General features: G+C 66.3%; 17 protein-coding genes and 6 pseudogenes. 15 read left to right on the top strand and 8 right to left on the bottom strand.

Annotated elements, in window-relative coordinates; genetic code table 11:
* Positions 1-484 precede the first annotated feature (484 nt).
* From LJ657_RS48950 to LJ657_RS49335, 7 genes and pseudogenes are all read left to right on the top strand, one after another.
* Positions 485-943: pseudogene (locus LJ657_RS48950) on the top strand (DNA-binding domain-containing protein); the annotation flags it as partial.
* A 52-nt stretch (positions 944-995) separates the two neighbouring features.
* Positions 996-1,226 carry a hypothetical protein gene (locus tag LJ657_RS17220; protein ID WP_232649486.1) on the top strand — a complete coding sequence of 77 codons (231 nt, stop codon included), beginning with the start codon at positions 996-998 and terminating at the stop codon, positions 1,224-1,226.
* Between the two features lie 33 nt (positions 1,227-1,259).
* Complete coding sequence (locus tag LJ657_RS17215) at positions 1,260-2,246, top strand: hypothetical protein (protein WP_232649485.1); 987 nt, start codon at positions 1,260-1,262, stop codon at positions 2,244-2,246.
* 337 nt (positions 2,247-2,583) lie between these two features.
* Positions 2,584-2,892 carry a transposase gene (locus LJ657_RS17210; protein WP_232649484.1) on the top strand — a complete coding sequence of 103 codons (309 nt, stop codon included), beginning with the start codon at positions 2,584-2,586 and terminating at the stop codon, positions 2,890-2,892.
* Entirely contained in the window at positions 2,889-3,773 is an 885-nt protein-coding gene (locus LJ657_RS17205) for an IS3 family transposase (RefSeq protein WP_232649483.1), read from the top strand. The genes LJ657_RS17210 and LJ657_RS17205 overlap by 4 nt, the downstream gene beginning before the upstream one ends.
* 93 nt (positions 3,774-3,866) lie before the next feature.
* Entirely contained in the window at positions 3,867-4,340 is a 474-nt protein-coding gene (locus LJ657_RS17200) for an ATP-binding protein (RefSeq protein WP_308117052.1), read from the top strand.
* Between the two features lie 1,414 nt (positions 4,341-5,754).
* A pseudogene (locus LJ657_RS49335) lies at positions 5,755-5,885 on the top strand (IS256 family transposase); the annotation flags it as partial.
* A gap of 142 nt (positions 5,886-6,027) precedes the next feature.
* On the opposite strand, the gene LJ657_RS17195 reads toward LJ657_RS49335, so the two are convergent.
* The 4 genes from LJ657_RS17195 to LJ657_RS48595 form a co-directional block, all read right to left on the bottom strand.
* Positions 6,028-6,702 carry a hypothetical protein gene (locus LJ657_RS17195; protein ID WP_232649481.1) on the bottom strand — a complete coding sequence of 225 codons (675 nt, stop codon included), beginning with the start codon at positions 6,700-6,702 and terminating at the stop codon, positions 6,028-6,030.
* A gap of 72 nt (positions 6,703-6,774) precedes the next feature.
* Complete coding sequence (locus tag LJ657_RS48110; RefSeq protein ID WP_308117051.1) at positions 6,775-13,185, bottom strand: RHS repeat-associated core domain-containing protein; 6,411 nt, start codon at positions 13,183-13,185, stop codon at positions 6,775-6,777.
* A gap of 268 nt (positions 13,186-13,453) precedes the next feature.
* Positions 13,454-14,989 carry a laminin G domain-containing protein gene (locus tag LJ657_RS48600; protein WP_308117050.1) on the bottom strand — a complete coding sequence of 512 codons (1,536 nt, stop codon included), beginning with the start codon at positions 14,987-14,989 and terminating at the stop codon, positions 13,454-13,456.
* 553 nt (positions 14,990-15,542) lie between these two features.
* Positions 15,543-17,198, bottom strand: a complete 1,656-nt coding sequence (locus tag LJ657_RS48595; RefSeq protein ID WP_308117049.1) for a hypothetical protein — start codon at positions 17,196-17,198, stop codon at positions 15,543-15,545.
* A 583-nt stretch (positions 17,199-17,781) separates the two neighbouring features.
* Here LJ657_RS48595 and LJ657_RS48945 point away from each other — a divergent pair.
* Positions 17,782-17,907 (top strand): annotated as a pseudogene (locus LJ657_RS48945) (recombinase zinc ribbon domain-containing protein); the annotation flags it as partial.
* A 45-nt stretch (positions 17,908-17,952) separates the two neighbouring features.
* On the opposite strand, the gene LJ657_RS17180 reads toward LJ657_RS48945, so the two are convergent.
* Positions 17,953-18,111, bottom strand: a complete 159-nt coding sequence (locus tag LJ657_RS17180) for a hypothetical protein (RefSeq protein WP_232649480.1) — start codon at positions 18,109-18,111, stop codon at positions 17,953-17,955.
* A 182-nt stretch (positions 18,112-18,293) separates the two neighbouring features.
* Between LJ657_RS17180 and LJ657_RS17175 the strand changes: the two genes are divergently transcribed.
* The 3 genes and pseudogenes from LJ657_RS17175 (at position 18,294) to phoU (ending at position 20,052) form a co-directional block, all read left to right on the top strand.
* Entirely contained in the window at positions 18,294-18,914 is a 621-nt protein-coding gene (locus LJ657_RS17175) for a hypothetical protein (protein ID WP_232649479.1), read from the top strand.
* 36 nt (positions 18,915-18,950) lie between these two features.
* Positions 18,951-19,317: pseudogene (locus tag LJ657_RS17170) on the top strand (cupin domain-containing protein).
* A 60-nt stretch (positions 19,318-19,377) separates the two neighbouring features.
* Positions 19,378-20,052: a phosphate signaling complex protein PhoU gene (phoU, locus tag LJ657_RS17165; protein ID WP_232649478.1), complete on the top strand. Its 675-nt coding sequence runs from the start codon at positions 19,378-19,380 to the stop codon at positions 20,050-20,052.
* 67 nt (positions 20,053-20,119) lie between these two features.
* Here phoU and LJ657_RS17160 read toward each other — a convergent pair whose 3' ends face one another.
* The 3 genes from LJ657_RS17160 to LJ657_RS17150 form a co-directional block, all read right to left on the bottom strand.
* Positions 20,120-20,491: an NUDIX hydrolase gene (locus LJ657_RS17160; RefSeq protein ID WP_232649477.1), complete on the bottom strand. Its 372-nt coding sequence runs from the start codon at positions 20,489-20,491 to the stop codon at positions 20,120-20,122.
* Between the two features lie 250 nt (positions 20,492-20,741).
* On the bottom strand, positions 20,742-22,193 hold the full coding sequence (locus tag LJ657_RS17155; RefSeq protein WP_232649476.1) for an MFS transporter: 1,452 nt from the start codon (positions 22,191-22,193) through the stop codon (positions 20,742-20,744).
* A complete protein-coding gene (locus tag LJ657_RS17150) occupies positions 22,193-22,630 on the bottom strand; it encodes a MarR family winged helix-turn-helix transcriptional regulator (protein WP_232649475.1) in 438 nt (145 codons plus the stop codon). Before LJ657_RS17150 ends, LJ657_RS17155 begins: the two co-directional genes overlap by 1 nt.
* Between LJ657_RS17150 and LJ657_RS17145 the strand changes: the two genes are divergently transcribed.
* The 4 genes and pseudogenes from LJ657_RS17145 to LJ657_RS17130 all read left to right on the top strand — a co-directional run.
* A complete protein-coding gene (locus LJ657_RS17145) occupies positions 22,629-23,072 on the top strand; it encodes a hypothetical protein (RefSeq protein WP_232649474.1) in 444 nt (147 codons plus the stop codon). The genes LJ657_RS17150 and LJ657_RS17145 overlap by 2 nt on opposite strands.
* A gap of 426 nt (positions 23,073-23,498) precedes the next feature.
* A pseudogene (locus LJ657_RS17140) lies at positions 23,499-23,663 on the top strand (hypothetical protein); the annotation flags it as partial.
* A 120-nt stretch (positions 23,664-23,783) separates the two neighbouring features.
* Positions 23,784-25,148, top strand: a complete 1,365-nt coding sequence (locus LJ657_RS17135; RefSeq protein WP_232649473.1) for an ISNCY family transposase — start codon at positions 23,784-23,786, stop codon at positions 25,146-25,148.
* A gap of 91 nt (positions 25,149-25,239) precedes the next feature.
* Positions 25,240-25,815 (top strand): annotated as a pseudogene (locus tag LJ657_RS17130) (helix-hairpin-helix domain-containing protein); the annotation flags it as partial.

Here is a 25,815-nt window from a genome sequence, read left to right as displayed (position 1 = left end):
CCATTGATCTCCGATCTTCCGACGCCCCGCGCCTGGGGCGTGAGCGCGGCAATCGGGTACGAATGCGCGACGGTCACCGGCTGCCGCGGCCGCGCGCCCGTGCGGTCTCGCTGGTGTGCGCCCTCACGGGAGCCGTCATCGTGACTTGGCCTACCTCGCCCAGATGCGTACGGCTGACCGAAGAGGGTGAGCGATTCCTGCCGGCCGCTCGCGAGGCTTTGTCGGCGGGTGATCAGGCGATCGCCGTCCTTCGCGGTGTGGGACCGTCCATCCCGTACCGCTCGACGTGTGGGGCCATACGGTTCCCCCGGGGTGCACGGTCGCCCAGACAGTCGAAGGGCTGTGTGAATGTCCGTAGTCGTGTGCACGGATGAACTGGGGATTCGCCACGGAGTGCAGGGAAGTGTGAACTCTCAGATGGTCCGAAGTCATCTGCACTACGGTCCACTTGGCCGTAGTCGTGTGCGCGACGGGGGACTTCCGGATGGTCGATGGGCCAGTGGCGGAGCGCGGGGTTCGGACCGCGCCTGCCGGGTTATGGGATGCCGCGGTACGGCAGGCCGAGGTGATAGGGCCGCTTGCCGAGAAGGACACGGTGGGGCTGACAGACGCGGACGAGGCCGCCGCGATGCTTCGGATCTCCCGGCGCCAGGTGTACGTGCTGGTCGGGCGGTGGCGGGCGGGTGAAGGGGTGGTATCGGACCTGCTTCAGAGCTGCTCCAGCGGTGGCCGCGGTGGTGGGCGTCTGTCCGATGAGGTCGAGGCGATCGCTCAAGAGGTACTGCGCACCAGGTACCTGACGCGGCAGCGCCGAACCATGGCGGCGATCTGCCGCGAGATCACGCGCCATTGCCGCGCTCGTGGGCTGCGGGTTCCCTCGCGGGGAGCGGTGATGCGTCGGATCGCGCGGCTGGATCCGGTTGCCTCGACCACCGCGCGGGAGGGGAGTGAGGCGGCGGGGCTGCGGGCGGAGTGCCGCCCGCAGCCCCGCCGAGATGGAACGCACCTTCACCGCCGAACGCGCCGCCCACGCCCGCGCCGTCGCCGAAGCCGCTGGCCGCCATACCGGCCGCCCCGTCGCTCACCCGGCAGACAAGATCGAGTACGCGCGGCTACTGAAGCAGCAGGGCAGCAGCCTCGACGAGATCGCCACCAAGACCGTTATCCCCAAGACCTCCCCACATCGTTATCTGCGCGGGACGGCGACAACCGCCGGTGCCCTATGAGCGCTAATCCACTCGCAGCGAGAAGAGTCGCCAATGTCACGCAAGGAAGTGAAAAACAAAATGCGCATGGGCTCGCGATCTCCGTTAATTTCCGTTGCCGCAGTCATCGCCGCGACGGTGGTTATTCCGGGCTGCAGCGACAGCCGACCGACCCAGTTGGCCCAGCCGACCCACAAAATCGTCAAGCACACCTTCTACGGCGTCAACCCTGAGTACCCTGACCAGCGTGAGATTCTGAGCTGGGCGTCGCAGGAAGACAACGGCCCCATCGACGGCACATACACCCTCCAGGAAAAGGCGAACGATTCCGCCCCTTGGACGACATCGAGCGACCCGAAGCCTTTTCAGGGCACGCAGCACGGCACCGAGATCAGCCTGACGGGAGAGCAGCTCGGCGGCGACGTACATGGCACCATCCAGCAGAATGGCCACCGGCTCCATCTCGATTCCGACCTGGGAATCGAAACGTACGACCTGTACGACTCCCCATCGGCGACCCCATCCCCCCCGACTTCCCAGCCGCCCACCTTCACCAGCGCCAAGTGGTCCTCAGGGCCAGGTATCTCCGTCACCGGCAAGACCAGCCCAGACTGGGGCAACCGCAAATACTTGGGTGGCCTGAACGAAGGCTGGTTCCTGGTCTACAGCCGCGCCGCAGTGAGCGCTGGCCGTGTCAGAGCGAGCTCCTCCGACTGCACGATGCCGGTACAAGGACACTCTGACTACTGCATCGGCGCCGATTCCGTTACCGGTGTTGACCTAGGCGGAGGCGAACCGCTGGACGAAGGGATCTACCAGGCGACAGAAGTTACTCTATTCGATCAGGACAACCGCCAGATCGATACGTCGGGCAAAGTCCCTGCTGGGCAGAAGTTTCGAGCCCTTCTGCAGTCCCGCATGCTCGACCCGAAAAATCGCCCCGGTGACATCGCTGCGGTCTGGCTGGATTCCACCAAACGCTTCGGCGTTTCGGGTTTCAAGGAATTCCCCGTCGACGCGTTTCTGCCCGTCACGTCCTAACTAACGAGCAAGGGGTGTTCGGGGTTAAAGGAACGCCCGTCTCGGATCGTGCGCTTATCCTCCGCCACTCCTGGCGTACCCGGCACGTGAGAGTGGTCTGCACACCCCCTGAATGTGCAGACCACTCCGAACATCCGTGCAGACAACTTCGGACATTGACAGGCTGGGCGACGTACGGCTTTAGCCGGGCCCCGGAAGGGACTGGCCGTCCGTCGCCCAGGCGCTGCTGCTCGGCGACACCAACTTGGGATTCGGCCGGGTGCACCCACGGATGGAGTGACCCCCGAGATTCCGACACCTGGACGCTGGATGTTTCGTCATCCAGGGGAAGCGATCCATGGTGGCAAAGCGGAAGAATTACCCCGAAGAGTTCAAGCGGGACCCAGTGGACCTGGCGCGTTCCTCGAAGGACCGAACCCTCACCGACATCGCACGGAGCCTGGGCATCCATCTGGAGACGCTGCGGAACTGGATCCGCGAGGACAAGGCCCGCGCCCAGGACGCGGACGGCGGGGGTGAGGCCGGTATGACCTCTGCCGAGAAAGACGAGCTCAAACGCCTGCGGCGGGAGAATGCCCGGCTCAAGGAGGACAACGAGATCCTCCGGAAAGCTGCCGCTTATTTCGCGCGGGAGACGACACGGTGATCCGCTTCCGTTTCGTCGACGAGCACCGGCACGCCCACGGCGTGAAGCGGATGTGTGACGTCCTGGGCTGGGACCGGTCCGGTTACTACACCTGGCACAAGAACAAGGAGGTGCGGGAGGAGAAAGCCGGCGTCGAGGAGGCGCTGGCACACAGCATCCGGGAGATCCATACCGGTTCCCGGGGATCCTACGGTGCCCTGCGGATCACCCGCGAACTGCGCCGTCGCGGGCAGGTCGTGAACCGCAAACGGGTCGCGCGGATCATGCGGGAGAGGCAGATCGCGGGGATAACGCGACGGAAAACGCGGTCCCTGACGAAACAGGACCGCTCGGCTGCGCCCGCGCCGGATCTGATTCTGCGTGACTTCACGGCGCCGATGCCGGGGCTGAAACTCGTTGGTGACATCACCTGTATGCCGACCGCTGAGGGATGGCTGTATCTGGCGACGGTGATCGACCTGTGCACGCGTGAGGTCGTGGGCTGGTCGATGGCCGACCATATGAGGGCTCAGCTCGTGGAGGATGCCATCCGAATGGCCCATGCTGGCGGACACACCGCCGGCAATGCGATCTTTCATTCGGACCGCGGGTCGCAATATACGTCTCGTCAATTCCGGGACAGACTTGCGGAGTTGGACATCAGGCAGAGTGTCGGCCGAACCGGGTCGTGTTTCGACAATGCTGCGGCGGAGAGCTTCTTTGCCGTCCTCAAAGCCGAGATCGGCACGACGGTCTGGGAGACAAGGATGCAGGCCCGGCAGGACGTTTTCCGGTGGATCGCGGAACATTACAACCGGGAGCGGCTCCACTCGACCATCGGCTACATCACACCGTATGAGGCGAGGAACCGCTACAGGCAACGGCTCGGCCTCGCGGCATAAAACGGAAGTGTCGGGACCCGAGGGGTCACTTCAGAAGGGTCCCGCTCCTGTCCGCCCGACACGGCCACGTGATGGCCCTCATAGGCTTACTGCGTGACGAAAGTCTTGATCACAGGAATGTCCGGCACCGGCAAGTCGACGGCACTCCACTCCCTGCGCCTGCGAGGGCACAGCACAGTGGACACCGATACCGACACCTGGAGCCACTGGGTGACCCAGCCCGACGGCTCTGCCGACTGGATCTGGCGCGAGCAGGCCATCACCGACCTGCTCAGCAGCCACGACCACGGCAACCTCTTCGTGGCCGGCTGCAAGACCAACCAAGGCCAGTTCTATCCGCTGTTCGACCACATCGTGCTGCTGAGCGCACCCGCCGAGGTCCTGCTGACCCGCATCGCGGCGCGAACCAACAACCCCTACGGCAAGCTACCTGAAGAGCGAGATGCCGTCATCGACCACCTGAACACCGTCGAGCCATTGCTCCGAGCGACTGCGACCGTCGAGATCGACGCCACAGCACCCATTGAACACGTCGTTCGGCAGCTGGAAGACCTCGCAGAGCACTGACCCGCGGGAGACGCTCCGCAACAGCGAAGGGGCAGAGTCACACAGCCACTGCGGTCCTCAGCGACTGGGGAATTACACGACCGCAGCCCTGGGGAATTACGTGACCGTCGACAGCTAGACGGGCCAAGGCAGCCTGCCGACCACGATCGCGGATGTAAGCCACTACCAGCACGACGCCCGTCTCCGCCCCCGGCCGCTGAAACTCCCGGCATAGTCCGGGAGCCAGTGGTGCAGTCCTGACGGAGTATCAACGTGCTCGGCCGTTACGACGGCGCAGCCACACCCCGCTCTCACCAAGGCACCCCAGTACACCCTCAGCGAAGCACGCCACGGCTCACCCGCCAGCACCCCACACAAGATCACCAGCAAAGTCGCGGTGCTGCACGACGCGCGACACGACCACGTAGCGGGCGACAGGTCGCGGGGGAGACGATCGCGTGGCACGAGGGCAAGCAGCAGCGTCCATCGCATTCGGCGCCCTCATCGACAAGCCGAACTGAATCGAGGCTGTTGAGCGCCAACTGTTGCAGGCGCAGGAGGAGTCGCCCTGGGAGCGGGTTGTCGAGCCCCCAGGCGCAGCGCGTTGATCGTGGGATTGTCCGGATGTCACAACCCTGCGGCCTTGAGCACACCTGCGAGGGCACGGCGGATCGGGACCCGCTTGCACGATCTCTGCACGCTTGGCCACCACATGGCCACCACACCGAACCCAACAGACCCGAGCCGACCGGCAGCACCGAACAAAAAGCCAGGTCACAGCTCTGTGAACCGAAACGCCCACCGGTCGTCAATCCCAGACCTACGCATTGCGATGCGTCGACCACAGGTGCCCGATTAGCCCGGATTCCAAGGTCACCCGAAACAAGAAATCCCAGGCCAGAGGCCTAACCTGGGTTTCACCTTGGAGCCGCCTTCGGGATTCGAACCCGAGACCTACGCATTACGAGACCATGAGCGATCGTGTTGCCTGGTGCCGGGTCGTGCCGCCGGGTGGCGTTTTTCCTGATCAGAGCACGCGGGACTGGTTGACCAGTGCCATCCCGTGATGCAGGGTCCGAAGGCATCCGGCCACCGAGCGGCCACCGCGAACTCCACGGCCGCAGGGTTACCGCCTTCAACTGCCCGCCACACCGATTGTGGCAGCCTTACAAGCCCCGGACTCCGCCGCTCAGCCTACGAAACTTGGTTTGAGGAAGGTGATGTGGCGGGGGAAACCGCGGTCGGGAGCGAGATGCGCTCCTCAGCGACAGGCTGCAAGACCGGGACGCATCCCAGCCCCCACTCCTCTGCAACTTCCCGCAGCACTGCTGGGTGGCGTTTTCCTGCTGAAGAGCCCCACATGTTCCCCCTCCATCCCGTCGCGACGTGCTCGGAATTGCCGCGAGTCAGCGGTGCGGCCCTGGAGATCCTCACGATGACCGCATCTGGCAGTCTGCCCCTCCATGCTCTCGCACGGAAGACAACTTTGCCGCGGCGAGTCCGGATCTGCTGCACGCGATGGTCAAGACGTTCGCCGACGCGCTCATGTCCGCGGAGGCAAACGCCCGATGACAGCGACGAACCACTCCTCGCCGGAGCCGCCTCCGCTGACGTTGCCGTCAATTAATGCCGTCAGGCATTGGCCCCTTCTTACCTCCGGAAGGGGCCTACACTTATACGCCTGCATCTCCCTGAAATCCGCCTATTTTCAGTAGGAAACGCGGGAAAATCGGAAGTTGGCACGCCAGGAATTATCTCCCGATAGGGACTTATGGAAGGCATCGATAATTTGCGGAAGCTCCGCCAGCGCGGTCCGAAAATGCTCATCTTCCGATCCGTCCCTAAATTCCAGGACGTAAGAGTGAGCGGGAATTCCAGCGGCAGTACCAAACCCCACCTGAATGAACCAACCCGGCCGGGTCTCAAGAATGAGGTACCAGTCTTCCGGCGAAAGCCCATTCAATGCCCGAGTTACGTCATCTCGACTTGGGCTGTTAATGACCGTACCGTCAGCAAACTCTAGCGTTACCGAGTTCCCGCTTACCGGAAAATGCACATTCCCGGACTGAGGATCATAGGAGGTAACCCCGGTCGCATTGGCCAATTCCAACAGAAACTCAGACACTTCCAGCTGCCGAGGGTAGGAGATAGGGGCGATCAGGCACTCACTAGTCCGATACAGAGGCGCTGCCCAAGGGGAGGTTTCGAAATTATCCTCCGTCAGGTCGGGGAACCGGCTGATCAGCTCACCGAAGAACACGTCCAATGCGGGATGCTCATTTGCAATTCCAACTTCTCCCGCGATCATCGCGCTGTACTTTCGAGCCGCTTCAACGGGAGTGATCGGCTGCGCTTCCCACCAGAACCCAAGATCAAAGCTCACGAGATCACTCCTGTAGAAAAAACCTCCGGCACTGCTGGGGGCAGCCTACAGGCGCAGGCTGCCCCCATCCTATCAGTGGGGAACCCAAGCGTTGAAGGTTCCCTCCAGGGTGAGCCCCCCACTGGTTGTGACCGTGTTCCCCGGCGTATTGAGCCAGTTGTCAAATTCCCTCTGGGGCGGAGTCAGAGGCGAGGAGCCCCCCTTCACCTCCACGCCGAGCCAGTGCCCATCAATCTGAACCGCTCCGTCATATTTCCGCAGAGGGAATCCGGGAACCCTTGCGTACACTTGGCCGCGAACTATTGGAGCACCATCCAATTCAAGCTGATCCATCACGGTTCGCTCATCGAGAGAGCCGTCCGTTCCCGGCTCCCCATTTCGCTTTGCAAACTTCCCGTCAGCTGTGCGCGGCGCTTTCCCTGTCGGCGGGCTCGAGCGGCTGGAGCCGAACCGTCCCGAAATGCCCCGCATGCCCATGGCAGAAGCCGCCAGTGCCCCCGCGTCTCCTATACCCCCACCGCCGTCTGTGCCGCGGTACATGCCGGCTGCGGAGTTGGCCTGGTGATACAGGCTCAAGTACTTCCCGACTTGCTTACAGTTGACCTTGACGCAGGCGTTGAGCATGGCACTCACCTGAACCAGCCAACGAGCCTCTCCATCATGAATGTCTTCGCTCTGGATGCCGTCGTCGAAATACTGGCGATAGGCCTGCAGAAAGGGGGCGTTGTTCTGGACCTGAATAGGCTGGCCGGTTGGTCCTACATAGGGAAGGTCATTCACCGTCGGGGAGGATGCAGCGCTGTTCCCCGTGCCACCGACGCCGCCTCCGTGCGCCGTCCCTGACTGGGTGCCGCTACCGCCGGAGTGCGGGACCTCATCAATGGTGCCGCCGTTGGCTGTGCAGTTCAGATAGTGGGCGCAGTTGTCCAGCTTGAGACCGGTCGGGTCGCTCAGGGTGACGGGGTTGTTGTCGCCGTAGGCGTAGCCGTTGAGGCTCTGTGCGTCGCCCATATCCAGGACGGGATCGACGCTGAGGAAGCGTCCGATGCTGGAGTCGTATTCACGTGCGCCGATGTAGGTGAGGCTGGTGGTGGGGTCGGTGGTCTTGCCGAGGAAGGTCTTGTCGTCGGCCCAGACGCCGGTGCCTCCGGTGCGTGCGGCGCCGAACGGGGTCAGGTAGCGCTTGGTGACGGCCTGAGTGGTGGAGTCGAGACTGACCGTGGGGGTGCCGTGCGGGTCGCCGGAGAGGTAGCACAGGGTCTGGGTGCCGCTCTTGTTGGTGCGCAGGGCGATGGTGGCGCTTCCGGTGCTGTAGTAGCGCTGGGCCCAGTACTTGGCCGTCGAGGACGCCGCGTCCAGGTGGACTTCGGTGGTGCCCAGGTAGAGGACGGTCTCACCGCTGGTATTGCGGCGGACGAGGAGGTTGCCGTCGGCGTCGTAGACATGGCTGGTCGTGCTCTTCGTGGTGCCGCTGCTGGACTTCTCGGTGACCGTGTCGAGGTGGCCGGTGGCGTTCCAGGTCAGGGACTGGGTGTCGGTGCCGTTAGGGCGGGTGGTCGTGTCACCGATGTCGTCGTAACCGTAGGTAGCACCCACGCCGGTGCAGGAGGTCGCGGTGGTCGTCGCCGTGAGGCGATGAGGTTTGGCGGTGGTGTTGTAGCAGTAGGTCTTGGTGGTGTCTCCGCTGCCCGTGTGCGCGGTTTCCGTGGTGCGCAGGCCGCTGCTGGTGTAGGAGTACGAGGTCCAGTAGGGGGAGGCGCCGCCGAGGTTGGTCGCGTTGCGGCCGCTGGCGGCGCAGGAGGCGGTGGACGGGGTCCAGGCGTCGGTGAGGCGCTGGTAGCCGTCGTAGCCGAAGCACTGGTAGTCGGTCGCACCGGTGCCGGAGAGGTTGGCGGTGTCGAAGGTGGAGGTGACGTTGCCGGCGTCGTCGTGGGTGAAGTTCAGGTCCTGGACACTGCGGGTGGCGTCGGTGGTGAGGCTGCGGGTGAGCCGGTCGGTGCCTTCCTCGTAGGTGTTGGTGATGTAGGCCTTTTTGGCGGTGGATGCCGTGGAGGTGCCCAGGGTGTACTGGTTGACCTGGCCGAGAGCGTTGTAGTCGGCGGCCAGGAGGTAGCCGGTCGCTCCGCCCACATCGGTGACCTGTCCGAGGCCGTTGTACTCGTAGTCGACGGTCTCGCTGCTCAAGCCGCCGGCCGCGGGTTCCTTGTAGTACTGCTGGCTGCCGTCGATGTTGTAGTACGACGTGAAGGCCAGGGTCGACGTGACTGCGCCGGAGGTGACCAGCGGGTCGCTGGACGGCAGGGTGAGCTGGGTGCCGGTCGCGTGGTAGAGGTTGTCGTACGCGGTGACCTTACGTGTGTACGCACTGCCTGTCGTGCCGCCGACGTAGCTGATCGAGTCGTCCAACTGCCCCTTGGCGAGGGTGTCGTAGTCCCAGTGGGCCAGTTTGTTCGCGTCGGTCTTGGAGGTCTGCCACTGGTCGGTCCTGCGGCCCAGGACGTCATAGCCGTACAGCAACTGGCTGCCGCGGTTGTCCGTGGTGGTGTCCGTCTGGTCCAGGTTCGTGTAGGTGGTGGTCGTGGTGCCCAGGTCTGGGTCGGTGGCCGAGATCTGCCGGCCCAACAGGTCGTATTTGTAGGACCATTGGGCGCCGTCCGGACCGGTGAGGGTCAGAGGCTTGCCGTCCAGGCTGTTCGTGTACTTGGTGGTCGTATAGGCGGCTCCGGTTCCGGCGCCGTAGGCGGCGTCGGCGGGGTCGGTTCCGGAGTACGTCCGCTTCTCGACGATATTGCCGAAGATATCGGTGATCGTGCGGGTGGCCGAACCGCCGTTCGGGGCAGTCGTTGCGGTGGAGTCGCCGGTGTAACTGGTGCTCGTAGTCCACTTCTTGGCCCCGTACACGTACAGAGTGCTGCTGGTGGGGCGGCCCGCGCCGTCGTAAACGGTGTCCGCCTGCTTGGGCGCGCCACCGTACTCGGCCCGGGCGTAGGTACCGCCGGGGAGGTGGGCGGAGTCGAAAACGTCCGCGTAGGTCTCGTAGGCCAGGCCCCTGCTGTCGTAGCGGGTGTCGGTGAGCAGGCGTCCGCCGTCAGGGGTCGGAGACTGAGTCTGCAGAGGCCGCAGCAGGGAGTCGTAGATGGAATAGCTGGTGTTGTAGGTGGTGCCGTCCGCCTTCAGGGTTGCGGTCGACGTCCAGGACGGGGCGTCGTTGGTGACGCTGTAGGCGTAGGTGTAGTTCGCAGTCTGGCCCCCGGCGTGGGAGCGGTTGGACAGCCAGGTCGCGGTCTTGCGGCCCAGTGCGTCGTAGGTGGTCTCGGTGATCTTGTTGTTGACGTCGTAGACCTTGGTGGGCAGGCCGGAGGCATAGTCGGTGTAGGTGTAGGCGTTCTGCAGTAGGGCGTTGGTGACCTTGGTCTTGGTCAGCGGTCCGGAGTCGGTGGGTGTGTAGGTGGTCTTGGTGGTGTTGCCGGCTGCATCGGTGACGTTCATGGGCCGGCCGAGGCCGGCGGCGCCGCCGCTGTCGTCGAAGGTGATGGTGGTGACGGTCTGCCACGCGGTGGGATAGCGCTCACCGTTGGTGGCGCTTGCCGGGTAGGCGGACGCCCGTCCGGTCCAGGTCGGCTCACCCAGGGTCGGGTTCTGGTTGACGGACCAGGCAGTGGCGGAGGTGTTGTCGTACACCGTGGCGGTGTCGGACAGCACGTCGCCACGCGAGGCCGAGGTGGACGGCAGTGCCAGAGAGGTCTCGGCGACGGAGCAGTCCTGGCCCACGACACGGGTACGCGAGACGAGACCGGTCAGGCCGACGGCGGCGTTGCGGGCGTACCACGTGCGGGTGCAGGTGTTGTCGCCGCTGACACCGGTCTGGCCGGTGTCGTTTACCTGGGTGGCCATGCCGTAGTCGTCGTAGGTCGTGCTGCTGGTTCGGGTGCGCCAGGTGGCGGAGGCAGTGAGGTAGGTGGAGGTGGATGTCTGGCCGGTGCGGACGTAGTACGCCTTGATGCTGGCGTACGACTTCTGCTGGCTGGCCGTCTGCTGCGACCAGGGGGTGTTGACCGTCACCGTGACCGGAGTGGCGCCGTTGTAGGTGACCTGCTCACGCAGGAATCCGGCGTCCTGGTCGGTGTCGGTGACGTCGGCGACGTCCAGGCCGGAGACGTCGAGGCCGGTCCGGGTGGCGGAGGCGGTGGTGCCGTCGGACTGCGTGTCGCCGTCCATGCCCTGCATGTACAGGCTGACGGTCTTCGACTGGGTGGTCCCGGAGGCGCCGGTGGTCGTGGTGACCTTGCCGTAACCGCGCCAGTCGGACCAGGTCCGCTCATCAGCGGGGACCAGCGGGTCGAAGTTGTAGTGCCAGGCCGGGTCCGCGTAGCTGTAGGCGGTTTCCACGCCTTCGCCCAGGCCCGTCGGGTCAGTGCTGAGCATGGCGGTGACCCGATACTTGTGGAACCAGTCCAACGAGGCTTCGGTGGCGCCGTTGATGTGCCAGTACTGCGGATAGCAGCTGAGGGTGTCCTTGTCCTCGGACGCCGGCATGTTCGAGCCGCGTACGCACTCCGGGTCGGACAGGGTCACCGTGGTGATGGCGCCGGTTTCCGAAGTGACGGAGGCAATACGGGGCATGCTCAGCGGCAGGATGTCGTCGGAGGTGGAGTCCACCCGGTTCGGCCGCAGTTGGTAGGTGAAGGCGACCGGCGGCAGGGTGATGGCGGTGCCGTTCTTGCCGGTGCGCCGGATCGAAGACAGCACCAGGGTTTGGTCGGAGGTGTCGCCGATGTCCTGGCCGTCCAGGAACTTCTGCGTCAGCGCCCAGGAGTCGACGGGCATGTACTTGCTGTCGGTGGCCGACCAGGCGAAGGTGTCGATGCTGGTCAGGCGCTTGCGGGTGAAGAACGACGGGCTGTCGGTGTTGCAGTCGTCGGCGCCGCTCGCGCAGATGAAGTCGAAGGGTACGTCAGGCCAGTTGTCGGACGTGGAGTCGGTGAGTGAGGGGCAGTCCGAGGCGGTGCACCGTTCGTCGTAGGAGAACGTCACCTCGTCCGAGGCAGTCCCGGAGAACAGTGTGGTGGCGCGCTGTCCATAGAGGATCTTGGTGAGGTAACCGCCGCGTGTGTACTGGGTGTTGGCGGTCGAGGCCCCGTTCTTGGGGTAGGAGTTGGTCTCGGCCGTGTACCAGTACGACATGGCGTTGCCGTGCAGGTCGACGACATAGTCGAGGTTCCATCGCCACGCCTGGGTGAGCGAGCGGTCGGCGAAGCTGGAACCCTGGTCGTAGCCGGGCTCACCGGAGTCGTCACCGAAGACCGGGACGGTCCACACCGAGTTGGTGCGCTGGGTATCGGCACCGGGCAGCTTGTTCAGGCCGAAGACGTACTTGGTGCCGTCTCCGGTGGTGATCGTCCAGTACTCGCCGTCGTTGTCGCCATTGTCGCCGCCGGTCGAGTGGGTGACGGTGGATGCGTCATCGTCCTTGAGGTGCCAGGCACCCGTGCTGTCGTCCTTGACGAGTTCGGTGGACTTGCCGTTGAGGACGAGGGAGGCGTTGTCGTACTTCCAGCACAGGTCGTGCTTGTCGGTCTGGCCGTCATCGTCGCAGGACGCATATGACCGTTCGACGTAGGACGCCGCGCTCAGGTCGAATCCTTCACCGACCTGCGTGGACTGGTTGTTCGTGGATGCCGTCTTCCCGTCGGTGCTGCCGGAGTCGTAGTCCAGAGAGAGGGAAGGCGACGGACCTGCTGCCGCGGGCGGCATGGACAGCGGATAGGACCAGGTGAAGGCGCCGGAGGAACCGCCGGCTTCCCAACTGGACGCCTCGGACAGGGGCGAGGCGGAGTAGTTGCCCGAGCCGGACGCCGACTCCCCCGAGGTGGCCGTCAGCGCGAGTACGGTGGCCGAGGAACCCGTGTCCTGGGACAGGATGGCCGAGCGGACACCGGAGCGCGATGCCCGCGGTTCGCTCCCTTGGGCGGGGACCTGCCCCAGCGGAACCGTGGCGGACACACTCTGTCCGCTGACGCTGTTGTGCGAGTCCAGGGGTGTCTGGACCCGGCAGGCCGCCTTGTCCGGAGTGGTCAGGGCACAGGCCGGCAGTTGCACGAGGCGCAGGCGGCCAGCCCAGTCACCGCCGTAGGCCGAGGCGAAGGCGCTGTAATCGATGTTGACCTTGGCGTCGCCGTCGTCGCTGGCGCCTGCCGTCAGCAGTACACCCTTGATCCCTGCGGCGGATGCGGCCTTGTGGCTGAGGACCTGGACGCGGACCGTGCCCGAGGCGGTGTTCGCCCCGGCGCCTCGGTGCACGGAGACGGGCAGTCCGCCGGCCGTCAGCCGGAGGGCACCGGATGCGGGGAGGGGCGCGGTGCCGGTGGAGGCCTTGGGCCAGGTCGTCTTCTGCTCCGCGAGGGCGCGTTCGGCCTGCTTTTTGTTGGCTGCCCGTTCCGCGTTGACCCGAGCCCGGGCCTTCTTCGCGCCCAGGCCATTCACCGGTTTGACAGTGTCGGAACGCTGCGCGGGTATGGCGGGAACCAATTGCCTGGTCGCCACCGAAGCTTCGGCAGCCGCAGGAGTCAGGCCCGCTATGGCCAGCGCGAGCGTGACGCCGACTGTGAGCACTCTAGGTCTACGGCGTCTCGCACCACTGGCGGCACTCACGACAACAACCCCTCACACGTTAGAAGTCATCAGGAATGGAAGCTCGGGACTTGTCTGGGCGAGGCGGCAGCGAATGCCGCCTCGCCCAGGGTGGCGACGGTCAGTCCCCCACCGTTTCGGCGATTTGTTCCTGGCTGGCCATGGCACCGGCCCAGACCCGGATGTCGCTGACGGTCGCGGGTAGATAGTGGCCCCAGGCAGAGTTCACGTACGCCTTGCCTACGGCGAAGTCACCTGTGCCCGGCGTCGCGGTGTAGGCGGTGGCGTCACCGTTTTGCGCATCCCCCACATAGAGGCTGACCGTGCCGGACTGGGCGTCGAACACCCCCGTCAGCCGCACCGCGCTGCCCAGGTCCGCCGTGTAGTCGGAGACCACTCCGGTGAAGCTTCCGTCGGCATTCAGACGGCCGAAGTGCCAGTAGCCGACAGGGACGGTGCCGTTCTCAGGATCGTCCTCGGTTCCCGTCAGTTCGTACCACAGGCCCCAGGCGGAGCCGTCCGAGCTGCGCTGGCCGAGGACCTGTCCCATGTAGCCCACCGGCTTCGCCGCGAGGGCGGTGCTGTCCAGCTGTATGGCGGTAGTCGCGGTGAAGGACCCGGTGTCGTCCACCAGCGGCCCCGCTGCGGTCGCCGCGTCGTCGGTGCCATCCATGACGATGCCCGTACCGTCCAGCGACGCTCCCCCCGACAGGGTCAGGAGCGAACCGTATCCGGAGGTGGTGTCGGCGACCGTGGTCCCGGTCGCGGCGGACGGGTCCCACGCTGCCATCAACTCCGCCGCCGCGTAGCTGTCGTTGGTCTTCAGCCGCGCCTCGGTGGCCAGGGATTCCGGTGACAGGGCCTGCTGCCAGACGGTGACCTCATCGATCTGCCCGTTGAAGTAGTCGGTGAACGCGCCTGGGGCGCTGCCGTTTCCTCGGCCGAACTCCAGCGGGCCGGTGTCCGCCTCCGGCTCCCCGCTCGGCATGGCCTGCGGGCTGCCCTGGGCCTTGCCGTTGACGTACAGCTGGATCGTGTGCGCCTTCGCGTCATACACACCGGCCAGGTGGGTCCACACCTTCACAGGCGGCGAGGCGGAATCCGCGACCGAGCGCACGAAGTGCGCGGTGCCGACCGCGTCGGTCCAATGCCAGTTGAAGATCCACTTACTCCCGGCGGTGGAGTAGTAGATGGCGAAGCCGGGTTGTGTGCTTCCGCTGCCAGTCTGGGAGAGGACCACATAGTTGTGGGTCGGAGTTGTGGCCATCCGGGCCCATGCCTCGACTGTGTACGACGACCGCGCCTCCACCACCGGACCCGACGTGGCCGCATAGCCTGCCGAACCGTCCACGGTCAGCCCCGTGTCAGTGACCGGCGTCGCCAACTCCGCCCCCGAGGCGTCATGCGTCAGCACGCCCCGTCGGCCGCGCCCGTCCCGGGAGGCGCCGGACGACGAAAGACTCGCGTTGTCCTGCTCCGCGGCGACCGTCGTGGACGTGTCGAGCGCGGCGCCGCTCGCTTCGTCGAAGTGCCACTGCCCGATCGGACCGGGCCCCTCGGCGACCAGGAAGTCCACCGAGTTCTGAGCGCCCCACCCCAAAGAGTCCTCCGCGCGCACGAAGACGGTGAACGTGCCCGAGGTCGGCGGAGTGAACACCGCAGTCGGTTTCGACGCAGAAATCGGCGCCGACCACGCGGCTGAGGAAGTCAGCTTGTACTCATAGTTGGTGTTGGTGGTGTCACCGGACGCAGCAGTGAACGTGAACGTCACATCCGTACCCGGTCCACCCGCAGCGGTGCACGAACTGGCACACGCGGAGTACGGGCTCGACAGAGTGACCCCGGGGGCCTTGGGACGGGTCGGGTCCACCTTGAAATAGCAGTACCCCGTGGTCGACCCGTTCGACGGGCCGGCCAGATAGTCGTCCCCGGTGTAATACGACCGCGTCCAGGCACGGTAGCGATACAGCGTCCCCTCAGTCAGGGTCGACGTCGGAACGCTGCCCGGCGAAACGTTGTCGCCGACGTATCCGTTGGCGGGCCGCGCCGTTTCGAAAACGGTCGACCAAGTGCCGCTGCTCGCCGTGTACTTGTCCACGCTGTAGACGGCCCTGAGGGACGCTCCCGCCTCACCACCCGGCGCAGTCTGCGGCGTCGCCGCAAGTGACGGCGTCGGGGAAGAGACGATCAGCGGATCCGACTTGTTGGTCTCACGCGACGCCCGTCCCGGTGACCAGGCCGATCTTCGTGGGTTTGGCCGGGATGCCCACGTACTTCACTTTGAGTTCGGCGTTGTCGTCGAACCGTTTCCAACTGTTCGGGTCACTCTCGTCGTGCGCCTTGAGCATCAGCGTCAGGCGGGAGAAGTCGCCGTTGGCGAACTTCGTCACGGTCGAGGTGAGGTTCTCATTCGTCTCGTCGGGGTTGTCGTTGAACTCGATCGGGGCAGCGGGCTGGCTGGGATCGCACGCGGAACCGCGTCCCGCGGACACGTTGCGGTCCACCATCAGGTCCCAGTTCGCCGTCGGGCCGGGCCAGTTCGTCGAGGATGAGATGTTGCCCGTGCGCACGAGGTCCACCCATGACGGAGTGCAGGACATCGACCACTTCTCGGTGATGGTGAACGTGGCGTCGAGAACGTGCTTTCCCGCCAGCTTCGCCGGCGAGAACTCGAAGTACATGCGGTTCTTGTAGCCGGAGCCGCAGTAGTAGGCGTAGCCGCCGGTGACGTAGGTGCCGCAGTAGCCGACGCCCTTGCCGCTGTCGCCGCCGGAGAAGTTGTAGAAGGTGTCGCCGTCCGAGGAGAGCAAGGTGCGCTCGGAGGCTGTCATGCCGACATCCGGGTCGATGTACTGGGGGAATACGGCGGAGTCGTCGGCGAGCATCGAGGCATCTGGTGTCACCTTGATCGTGCTCTGCTCCGCGGTGACCCCAAGACTGGCGGAGGCGTCCCCGTCGCTGGGCCCCTCGGTCGGGTCCGGTGTCGCCTCGCCGTCATCGCGTGTGGTCTCGTCCGCGGTGCTGTCCTGCGCCGTGGTCGTGAACGAGGCCTGCGACGCAGCATGGGAAGAGGCGGATGCGGTGCTGGTGGCGTCGCCGGCCGAATCCCACTGCTGGGCGGCCGGAGCACGGAAGACGGTGTTGCCGTCGTCGTCGACCGCAGACAGGCCGTCACTCCCCCCGTCCCGCAGAGCCAGCCCGTCGGCCTTCACCGGGAACGAGAGTTCCTTCAGTTCCGGGTTCGACGCGGCCGACGCCGAGGTGACGATGAGCACCTCACGGTACCCCTCAGAGGTGGCGGTCATCCGCAGATCAACGCCCGGCAGGACATCCGCATACACCGCCGAGTCACCGTCCAGCGTCGGCTTCGGCAACGTGCCGGGCCAGCCCACCGTCAGCGAACGTCCGTCGAGCGAAAGCTTCACCAGATCGGCTCCGCTTCCGCCTCCCGAGAAGGAGATCTTCGCGACCGACGCTTTCGGGCCGACAGTGCCGTCCGACCGCGCCTCCAAGGTCGTGTCCGGCTGCGTCCAGGACCCATCGGCCTTTTGCACCCGCACCGGCACCGCAGAGTCGTTGAGCGTGAACGTCACGCCGTCCGGATTGGCGAACGTCGTGGTATAAGGCGTGCGTTCACCCACGACCTCAACCTGTTCCCCCGTCTCCGCCGCCTTCTCCGCGTCAGCCCGCGCCTCCGGCGTCACCTGATCAGCGGCCATGGTGTCGTCTGCGCGTGCTCCCGTCGCGGGTAGCGCCAGCGTCGGCAAAGCAGCCATCAAAGCGGCCGTTGCGGCCAGCGAGACCACACGTCTACGCGCGCCAACTGCCGAGCGTGCACGCCAAGAAAACCCCATCCCCCACCCCAACCGTTCACACAGCTCTTACCCCGCCCTTACGGCCGCCTCATCAGAACCGCCCGCATCACAGCTGGTCAATGACATACACGACACCAAAGGGCGAGATTCAGCCATGCCCGCGCGTAGCCAAATAGGGCGAATTAGCATCTATGGGAACGGACCTGCGCGAACCCCCTAGCAGCCCGCCGTGTCACACCTGGAACCAGGTGGCCGCATCACCCCGCAGTTCGATCACTTATGCGAATTCTGTGCCGGGCAATTCATCTCATGATGACCCTAATGATCCCATCGCTAATATCCAATAGCAAATGATCGAGACGTAGGAGCGCGGCATCTGCAGTCGAAGGCGCCGCGAAACGGCTTCAGAGCCTTCCTCCGGCCCACACTTGCATGAGATCAGAAATGATGGCAAACCATGCCTTTATCCAAACGTATACACCCAGTTAGGCGTGGCCGATATTGGGCCCATGGGTAGTGAAAGAAAAAGCAAAGAGCCAATTCGCGGACACACAGGAACCAGACCGCACTCGCCGCTCAGGCCGCCTCCCGCGGCCTGGAGCGGACCGCGACCGCACCGCGGGCAGGGCCCGCGGTGCTGCAGGGCCTGGTGATCTGCGGCCGCTGCGGCAGGCGCATGACCATCGCCTCTCACCTGCGGCAAGGCCGCGAAGTCTCCGACTACCGGTGCATGACCCACGCCATCCAAAACGGCGGCAAGGTCTGCCAGCGCATCCCCGGCATCGAACTGACCATCGCCACCCTGCTATTGGACGAGCTGACCCAGCTCGCCGTCGAAGCCGCCCTGAAAGTCACCGACCGCCTCGCCGCCCAAGCCGCCGAGGCCAACCGGCGCCGCTCCACCCACCTCCAACGCGCCCAGCACCGCGCCGACTTGGCCAAATGCCACTATCTCGCGGTCCATCCGGACAACCGTCTCGTCGCCAACAGCCTGGAAGGCGGGCTGGAACGCGGCCCTACGCGAGGTCTCCGCCGCCCGCAAGGACACTGGCTGCTGTCCCCTCTCCGGCTGGCACCTCCGCCGACGCCCAGAACGCCGCCCAACGCATCGCCCAGACCTCAGTCTTCCTCTCCGTCGTCTCCACCGTGCGGATCAACCCGGTGGGGCCGGTCCCGGTTGCGCCAGCAGCCGTGGATCCGCTGGCGCATCACGCAGCGCAGTGGCGGCTGGTGTCCATGGAACTGGCAGGACTGTGCGTTGCGGCAGCGCTGGACCAGATCGGCGAACCCTTCGATCCCGACGAGTTAACGCTCGTCGAGCTGCTCACCCATCCCCCGGTGGTGCCGACCGGCCGTGCCCGCAGACTGACCTTCGCACTGCTTCACTACTGGCGGCAGGAATACACCGCCGCCTACTCTCGGGCGCTGCCCCGGGTCGAAGGGCTGCTGCGCGAACTGCTCCGGCAGCAGGACGTTCCCGTTGTCCGTGTCGCTCAGGGCGATACCCGCGGAGGAGCCAGCCTGCTCGGCACACTCATCGACCGCATGACCGAGGCCGAGCTCGACCCTGATTGGCAGGATTTCCTGCGGCTGCTGCTGACCGATGGTGCGCGCGGCATGAATTTGCGCAACGACGAGCTCCATGATCTCGCCGACGCGGAGCCGCAGCCTCACCGCGTCGCCCTCGTCCTGCTGGCCGACCTCTACTTGGTCGCCCGCGCCCACCAACCGAACGCAGACGAGACAGCCGATCCCCAGGAAGTCTGAGCCCCGCCTGCCCGAAGGGCACTAGAGTCCGCCCACGTGAACGACAGCGTGTACGTGGGCAACGCGGGCAAGGATGCGGCACTGGACCGGGGATGGCTCCTCGGGCACTTCAAGGATGTGGGCGATCCGCGTCACAGCGAGACTGTGGAGATCAAATGGGGGGGTCCACCCCCGCGGCGATGAGCGACTGCAGTGGGTCAAGGGCGAGGAACGCACAGCCCTCCTGGTCCTCATCAGCGGCTGCTTCCGCGTCGAACTTCCCGGCCGCAACGTTCTTCTCGATCAGCAGGGCGACTACGTCGGGTGGGGGCGCGGGGTCGACCACTCATGGTTCGCGGAGGAAGAGTCGGTTGTGCTGACCGTTCGGTGGCCGTCCGTGCCCGGCTACGCAGTAGCCGGGTGAGCGGGGTGTGGGAGGGTGGGCAGCTGGTGGAGACGGGCTGCGAACGGGATGATAGATCAGATGCGGGCGGCGTATCACGAGGAGCTGGAATCGATCAGCAACGGTCTGGTGGACATGGCGAACCTGGTCGGTTCGGCCATGGGCCGCGCCACCGGCGCCCTGCTGGACACTGATCTCCAGCTTGCGGACAGCGTAATCGCCACCGAAGACCAGGTCGATGAGCTGCAGCGAGATCTGGAGAACCGGGCAATCGCAGTGCTGGCGCGGCAGCAGCCGGTCGCCACCGACCTGCGGGTGGTGGTCACCTCCCTGCGGATGAGCGCAGACCTGGAGCGCTGCGGTGTCCTGGCCCAGCATGTGGCCACGCTGGCCCGCCGGCGGCATCCCGAGCACGCCGTGCCAAAGGATCTGCGCCGCACGATCCTGGAGATGGGCCAGCTCGCGCAGCGCCTGATGGCACAGGCCGCCGAGGTGCTGATCACCCACGACGTCGACGCCGCACGGCAGTTGGAGCGGGACGACGACCGGATGGACGAGCTGCACCGCATGATCTTCCACCACCTGATGGACGACCGCTGGCACCACGGCGTGGAGACGACCGTCAACGTCACCCTGGCCGGCCGCTACTACGAGCGCTTCGCCGACCACGCCGTCTCCATCGCGCGCCGTGTCGTCTACCTGGTCACGGGCGAGCACGCGGACGAGGTGGCCACCAACTCGCGCGTGACCACGTGACCAAACAGCCGACTGTGTCGACGAACTGACCGCCGTCCGGTTCGATCGTCGCCCGGCGATCTGGTCATCAAAGTCCGTGCCTGTCGGGGCGAGAGATGGCCGCTTCGGCGAACAGCCGACGATAGAAGGGACCAAGACCGTCGGGGATGGTCAGGGACTGGAACGCCTCCTGGGCCGGCAGGAGACGGCGGCGGGCCATCTCGAAGCGCGGGTCCCACGGCGCCAGACGCACCTCGGCTCGCCGCATCGACCGGCCCAGCACCAGCCCCTTTTGCGGGCCGTACACGCAGACGCCCCGGCTGAACCCGAGGAGCCGGCGGCCCATCACCTCGGCACGGGCCCCCTCACCGACCTCGCGGCGCATCGTGTCGGCCCACCGCTCATGCCGCTCGGAGCGACCGCCGGGCAGGCCCCACCGCTGACCATCCGGGCTGATCACGACGATCCGATGGCCGACGACGCACACCGCCTCCGCGCCGTGCGGCGTACCCCGGCGGTGGGCCAGGAGGCGGATACCACGCGGAGCGCCACGCCTGACCGTTGATGGATGCGGTGACGTAGGCGCAAGCCCGGCAATGTCATTCACGATCGTCTCCTGGGAGTTGGTGGATCCGGCCTCACGCTGGACGCCCTTCGGCTGGTGATGTGGCGTCGGCGACGATCATGACCGCCCGCTGTCACGGAGGCTGTCAGAGTCCTGAGGTCCGGGCGTCGGCGCGCTCCGCCTCCTGCGGCCGGGGCACGGTGAGCCGGTCGCCGTTGCGCCGCGCGGTCTCCATCGCCCATGGGCTGGTTGAGGCGAGACCGGCCAGCAGCACGACGGCGGCGCAGCCGGCGATGACGGCCCAGGCGGCGTGGCTGGCGGTCACGATGTCGGCACCGGCTCCGGCGGCGATGATCGATCCGGTCACGGCGACGCCTATGGCTGCGCCGAACTGGCGGCTGGTGGAGGCGAGCGCCCCGGCCACGCCCGCCTGGTCGGCCGGCATCCCCGACACCGCGGTGTTGGTGACTGGCCCGGCTACCAACCCGGAACCGGCACCGACGACGACGTAGCCAACGATGATGTACCAGAGCGGGGTATGGGCCTCGAGCCGCAGGAACATCAATGCCCCGATCGCCTGCAGCGTCCCGGCCAGCACGAGAGGCAGCCGAGGGCCCTTCGCCGCGACGAGCCGGCCGGACACCGTGGCGAACACTGCGAGCGCGACGGCCATCGGGATCGTCCGCTCCCCCGCGCCCAGCGCGCTGTCGCCGCGAACGTTCTGCAGATAGAGGGTGTTGAGGAACAGGAAGCCGCCGAGCACGGCGGAGGCGGCCACCGCGATGAGCATCGCCCCGGAGAACGGCGCGCTGCGGAAGAACCGCATGTCGATCAAGGGTTCACGGCGACGTGTCTGCGCAGCAACCAGCGCCACCGCGCTTACCGCCGCGACCACGAACAGCGCTGTGATCAGCCCGGAGCCCCATCCCAGCCGCCCTCCCTCGATGATCGCGGCGGTGGTCGAGGCGAGCAGCATGGCGACCAGCACCTGGCCGACAGGGTCCAGGCGACGGGCACTCGCGGCCCTGGACTCGGGAACGAAGCGCCGGGCCAACGCGATCGCGGCAACCCCCACCGGTACGTTTATCCAGAAGATGGACCGCCAGCCAAGGCCGTTGACCAGCAACCCGCCCAGGACCGGCCCGGCCGCCAGACTCAGCCCGGCGATCGAACCCCACACGCCCACCGCGCGCGCCCGGTCCTTTTGATCCGGGAAGACGCTGACGATGATCGACATAGCCACCGGGTTCAGCAACGAGCCCCCGGCCGCCTGCAGGGCGCGGAAGGCGATAAGCCAGCCCAGGCCCGGCGCCAGTGAGCACAGCAGCGAGCCTGCCGAGAACAGGACCAGCCCCGTCTGGAACGCCCGGCGGCGGCCGAACCGGTCGGCCAGCGATCCGGACAGCATCAACAGGCAGGCAATGACCAGCGTGTAGGCGTCGATAGTCCACTGCAGACCGCTGACCGAGGCGTGCAGGCTGCGCTGGATCACCGGCAGGGCCACGTTCACGATCGTCATGTCGATGCCGACGACAAACACGCTCAGGCAGCAGATCGCCAGCACCAGCGAACGCCGCGGTGAGCTTGAACTCGCCATCACAGCCCCTCGCCCAGCCGTTCGATCAACGGCGCTGCCGCCCTGAGGACTTCCAACTCGGCAGGGGTGAACCCCCCGTCAGCGAGCGCCTTCGCCAGCTGATCCGCCCGGGCACTGCGCCTGTCCCTCAGCGCCCGCCGCCCGGCAGGGGTCACCGACATGACCACCCGCCGACCGTCAGCGGGATCGGGGCGGCGCTCCACCAAGCCGCGCTCATCGAGCCCGGCCAGCGTCATGCCCATCGCCTGCGGGGTGATCTGTTCAGCCCTGGCCAGATCGCTCGTCGTGGCCGGCCCTGCCCGCTCCAGGCGCGACAGGGCCGACACCTCCGGAAGCGTGAGCTCACCCTGGACCGGCTGGCGAAGCCGCCGTACGAACAGACCAAGGCTCGCCTGCAACTCCGAGGCAACCACGCCCACATCCAGATCATCCACCATGATTAGAAAGCTAGCTTTCACAGTTGAGATCTTCAATCTGGCTTTCATAAATGTCTGGCGGCATGGCCAGCACACCCAGGCTCGGGGTTTCGACGGAGATGGAAGCAGCGACGACGACAGGGCCGATATCCCCGGCCTGCGCTTCACCGACCCCCGCGTTCAGGCACTGCTACACGCCCTGCTGGCCTTCAAGGTCCTGCCCCGTGGTCTCGCCAGGCTGATCATGGGATTGTCCGGATGGCATAACCCTGCGGTGCATGCACACCTGCGGCTGCAAGGCGGGCTGGGGACCCATCTGCACGGCCGCTACACGCTTGGCCACCAAATGGCCACCGCGTCGCGCCGAGCAGACGGCGGCAGTCAACAAAAGGCCAGTTCACAGCCCTGCAAACCGAAACAGTCACGGGCCGCCAACCTCAGACCTACGCATTGCGATGCGTAGACCACGAGTGTCCGATTAACCCGGATTCCAAGGTCACCCGAAACAAGAAACCCCAGGTCAGAGGCCCAACCTGGGATTCACCATGGAGCCGCCTTCGGGATTCGAACCCGAGACCTACGCATTACGAGACCATGAGCGTTCGTGTTGCCTGGTACCTCGTCGTGCTGCGTGGTGACGTTTTTCCTGATCAGAGCACGTGCGACAGGTTGACCCATGACACCCCGTGATGCACTGTCCAAAGGCGTCTGTCCACCGGCTGTCCACCGACGGGGTTGTCACCGGCCCAGCAACGAGCCCGGAGCTGGGCTCCCGACCACGCGTTCGACCGATCGGAGAGTCGAACGGAAGCCACTGTAGGACCTCCACAAGCACCCCTTCGCTGGGGTTCGGGCATCCTTTCCTCCCAGTCAGACTCGGGTGACTACGGCAAGATCCGGAACGCGGGCTCCGCGCTGGGCGATCGCCTACAAGCTGCACGCCGTCGAGAAGATCACCCGGCTGCTCGAAGTGGAGTGGAACGTCGGCCGCACCGGCATCATCGCCACGCGCGCCGTCCTGGAACCGGTCGAGATCGACGGCGCCACCATCACCTAGCTACTTGCCCCTGAAGAAGTCCGGGGCTGCCTCTGGGTTGTCCTCTGGGTAGAGCTGGTGAGGGCCGCGTCATGACGGCAACAGTGGAAGCGGGTCGTTGCGGCCGGGGGTGGGGCGGTGTTGCGTGTCGCGGCAGTGCAGGACGCCTGGTGGGAGATGCTGCCGGAGCATGCTCGGCAGTTACCCGCCGAACTGGCCCTGGTCGATGCGTTCTTGGACGACGAGCGATTCATCGCCCCGTGGCGGGCGGTGTTCGCCGAGCGGCTGGGGCGGCCCTCGGTGCCGGTGGAGACGCTGCTGCGGCTGCTGTATCTCAAGCACCGCTACCAGCTGGGTTACGAGACCCTGTGCCGTGAGGTCGCGGACTCGTTGAGCTGGCGCCGGTTCTGCCGCATCCCGCTGGCCTCCCCGATGCCGCACCCGACCACGCTGATCAAGCTCGTGCGCCGCGGCGGAGCGCAGACGGCGGAAGAGCTGAACGACACCCTGCTGGGCAAGCTGGTCGAGGACAAGCTGCTGCGGTGCCGCAAGCTGCGCATCGACACGACCGTGATGGAAGCCGATATCGACCACCCCACGGACGCCGATCTGCTCGACCACGGGATACGCAAGCTGGGCCGGCTGGTGCGGCGGATCAAGGCGTCCGGGGCAGCCAGGCGCACCCGCTTCCGTGACCGCAGCCGGTCCGCGGGACGCCGTTTGAAGGAGATCTCGCGCACGCTGCGGCGACGCACCGGCCAGGCGGTGGGCGAGATCGACCGGCTCACGGGTGAAATCGCCGCCGTGGCCCGCGCGACCTTGCGGGACGTGGCGGCGGTAGAGCGCAATGCCCGGCGCACGCTGGGCGAGCGGCCTTCGGGGCGACTCGCGCACGTGGTGGGCGAGCTGGCCGAGACCGTGGCGGGCACCCGTCGGCTGCTGGAGCAGACCGCCTTACGCCTGGCGGGCATCCGCATCATCCCCGACCGGCTGGTCTCGCTGGCCGACCCCGACGCCCGGCCGATCCGCAAGGGCAAGCCCCAACACCCCACCCAGTTCGGCTACACCGCGCTCGTGGCCGAGGACGAACGCGGCTTCATCGTCGACCACCAGGTCCAGCGCGGGAACCCGGCCGATGCGCCGCAACTGCTTCCCGCGGTGCAGCGTGCCATGTCACTGACCGGCCGCCCGCCGGGCACGGTCGTCGCCGACCGCGGCTTCGGCACCGCCGCCAACGATCTCGCCCTGGCCGAACTCGGTGTCCAGCGGATCGGCCTGCAACGCGCCGGAAAACCCGGAAAGGCGCGGCGTGAGTACGAACACAGCCGCCGATTCCGGCGGATGCGCAACTGGAGGGTCGGCGTCGAGGCCCGTATCAGTCACCTCAAGCGCAGCTTCGGCTTCCACCGCACCCGCCTGCGTCGCCTGGCCGGCGCGCAGACCTGGGCCGGACTGGGGATCTTCGCCTACAACCTCCAGCGGATGACCGTTCTCAGCCGGTGAAGCGCCGCCCAAAGTACAGGCCAACGGCACAACTCGGTCGCCCAGGACGGCCCCTCACCAGCCCAGACCCTTTTTCAGGGGCAAGTAGCTAGCCACCCTCCGCAACCCGGCCGACATCACCCGCCGCGACCTGCGCCGGAGCGACCACGTCATGGTCCATCGGGCCGGCGACGTCATCCCCCGCATCGAAGCCCCCGTCGCCCACCTGCGCACCGGCCACGAACAGCCCATCGCCTTCCCCGAGACCTGCCCGCGCTGCGGGATCGGCATCGACACCAGCGAGCAGCGCTGGCGCTGCGAGAACGGACGCAACTGCCACCTGGTCGCCGCCCAGTCCTACGCAGCCGGCCGCGACCAGCTCGACATCGAAGGCCTTGGCACGACCCGCATCGTCCAGCTCGTCGACGCCGGCCTGGTCGCCGATCTCGCCGACCTCTTCGCCCTCACCCGCGAACAGCTGCTCAGTCTGGAGCGGATGGGCCAGACCAGCACCGGCAACCTCCTCACCGCCATCGCCGCGGCCAAGGCGCAGCCGCTGTCGCGGGTGCTGTGCGCGCTCGGGGTGCGCGGCACCGGCCGCTCCATGTCCCGCCGCATCGCCCGGCACTTCGCCACCATGGACACCATCCGCGCCGCGGACGCGGAAGCGATAACGGTTGTCTCTGGA

Origin of the sequence: Streptomyces guryensis, from assembly GCF_021261325.1 — a bacterium.
Taxonomy (GTDB): Bacteria; Actinomycetota; Actinomycetes; order Streptomycetales; family Streptomycetaceae; genus Streptomyces; species Streptomyces guryensis.
This window is presented reverse-complemented; position numbering and strand designations above follow the sequence as displayed.